The 2,399-nt window shown below is 54.2% G+C and carries 3 protein-coding genes; 1 reads left to right on the top strand and 2 read right to left on the bottom strand.

The genetic code is table 11. The features are described 5' to 3' along the window. Positions 1-262 precede the first annotated feature (262 nt). A complete protein-coding gene (locus tag ACI77D_RS29225; protein ID WP_221294720.1) occupies positions 263-727 on the bottom strand; it encodes a DUF3429 domain-containing protein in 465 nt (154 codons plus the stop codon). 136 nt (positions 728-863) lie between these two features. On the opposite strand from ACI77D_RS29225, the gene ACI77D_RS29220 reads away from it, so the two are divergent. Beyond that, positions 864-1,925 carry an SDR family oxidoreductase gene (locus tag ACI77D_RS29220; protein WP_407018089.1) on the top strand — a complete coding sequence of 354 codons (1,062 nt, stop codon included), beginning with the start codon at positions 864-866 and terminating at the stop codon, positions 1,923-1,925. 218 nt (positions 1,926-2,143) lie between these two features. Here the strand turns inward: ACI77D_RS29220 and ACI77D_RS29215 are convergent. After that, positions 2,144-2,399, bottom strand: a 256-nt coding sequence (locus tag ACI77D_RS29215) for a glutathione binding-like protein (RefSeq protein ID WP_407018088.1), incomplete at its 5' end; no start/stop codon positions are given.

Raw genomic sequence — 2,399 nt, 5'->3', positions numbered from 1 at the left:
GTATATTATGTTAAATGATGTGTTATGATGGAACTACTTCACTGTTAGTGTTCATTTTCACCATTCTGTGGTTGCTCGATCACCCAATGCACATTACCCGACGTCAACAGCAGTTCTATGAGCTCCGGACGTTTGCCCTGAACCCAATGCTCAGCGCCTTCGGCTAGCATGCCGCCCGCGACGCTCTAGGCCAAACTGCCAAAGCGCATCAACCGCGATAAGCAGCTACCAAGCACGGGCAACGCGCCGGGCACGCGAGGCTTCATAAATGAAGCACCTCAACAAGCGCGGCAAGCAGCAAGCAGACGCTTGCCACGAAGGTAAGCCGTAATCGCATTGGCTGGTACCAAGCGGGCAAGCTCATAACCCGCAATACCTGCTTGTCCTGCCAGAGGTGGACAACTAAGCCGATGACCAATAGCAAGCAACCCAATGGCATTGGCAATAACGTGGCAATCCAAGCAATAAGCGCCGGAATGACACTCCAGATAAACCGGTCTCTGCCCTCCTCGGCGCTCATGTCTCGCACGGTCATGGCGAAGCCCCAGTGTAAGGCGCCGACGAAGCTCAGGATGACTGCGCCATAGTTAACAAGCGCAATCGCAAACAACGGCCGATAGTCGAGTGAGAACGGGATCAGCAGCGCCAGAAAAATAAACGGCAACAGACCGCCATAACCCAGCAGGCTGACGTGCTTTGGCGGAGACGTTGAAGGCAACACGTTCATTTGTATTCCTTGCAGTGAGCGACACTCAAGACTGTAGGCCCAAAAGCCCCGCTTGGGCGAGATATTGTACGGATCCGGTTTAGGTTGAACCTCTGTTGCCTAGGTGGACTCCCAGATCTAAATCCAGGAGAACCTTATGAGCCAAACAGCTTTGGTCGTCGGCGCCAGCGGCATCGTCGGCAGCGCCATTACTCAATTACTCATCGACAACAATTGGCAGGTCGCCGCGCTATCGAGGCATCCGTCACAATTGCAAGGCGTGATCCCCGTCGCGGCAGACCTTCAGGATCCTGCTTCGCTGGAACATGCGCTGGCGGATTTGAAACCCACTCATGTGTTCATCACCACATGGTCACGGCAAGCCACGGAGGCCGAAAACATTCGCGTTAATGCCGCCATGGTACGCAACGTGCTTGCCGCCATTCGGCCAGCCAAGAGCGTTGAGCACGTAGCACTGGTTACTGGCCTGAAACACTACCTCGGCCCTTTCGAAGCCTATGGTAAAGGCAGCCTTCCGCAAACACCGTTCCGCGAAGAGCAGGGTCGTCTGAATGTAGAGAATTTCTATTACGCCCAAGAGGACGAAATTTTCGCCGCTGCTGAAAAGGACGGCTTCACATGGAGCGTTCATCGCCCGCATACCGTCACCGGGGTTGCCGTAGGCAACGCAATGAATATGGCAACCACCCTCGCCGTCTACGCCTCGATTTGCAAACAAACCAATCGCGCTTTTGTATTTCCGGGATCAAGAGTGCAGTGGGACAGCCTCACCGATATGACGGATGCACGGCAATTGGCGAAACAACAACTGTGGGCGGCCACCACGCCGGCTGCGGCCAACCAGGCATTCAATGTCACTAATGGTGATGTGTTTCGCTGGAAATGGATGTGGAGCCGAATTGCCGAATACTTCGACTTGCCTGCTGCCGATTATCCCGCCTCACTCTCACCTCTTGAGAAGCAAATGGCTGACGACCAAGCCATGTGGACGCAGATAGTCGCGGAGTACGGCTTGAAACAAGCCGATATTGGTCGCCTGATATCCCCATGGCATACCGATGCAGACCTTGGTCGACCAATCGAAGTCGTCACTGATATGTCGAAAAGCCGTGCAATGGGCTTCACCGCCTACCAAGCGAGCGATCAAGCATTCTTCGATGTGTTCGACAAACTACGCGAGATGAGCTTGATACCCTAGTTCGTGCCACAACGGATAAAGCACTGTGAATAGGTAGAGGCCGAACGGTGCGGGCCCCTTTTAGGGGCCCGCAGTCTTGAACCGAGCAAATTGCTCCATTTTTATACCAATGCTCACTGGAGCAATGGCGTGCGGAAGCCCGGATGCCTAAAAGAACATTAAATCTCTACCCCTTAGGCGGCAGTCCAGCAATGCCAGTCGATCATGATCTGGCGCGTCTACTGAGTAATCTGAGGGAACATTGCCTTACGCGCGTCAGCATCCATCTCGGTCTTGTAACTGTGCTGGGTCTTCAGCTCTTCGGTTCGCTGTGCTGCCGGTCGAGCATTGATGTCATCAAGGAGCCGTTTCACGTTTGGAAGTTTTACCCAAGCGTCATTACCTAGGATGAAAGGTACCGCGCGCGCCCACCCCCATACGGCCATGTCCACCAGCGTGTACTCACTTCCGAGCATGTAAGGCTGTTTGGCCAGG

The organism is Pseudomonas sp. O39 (assembly GCF_045447295.1).
GTDB classification, from domain to species: Bacteria; Pseudomonadota; Gammaproteobacteria; order Pseudomonadales; family Pseudomonadaceae; genus Aquipseudomonas; species Aquipseudomonas antarctica_A.
Note: the sequence above shows the minus strand (reverse complement) of the source record. Positions and strands in the feature narration are given on the sequence as shown.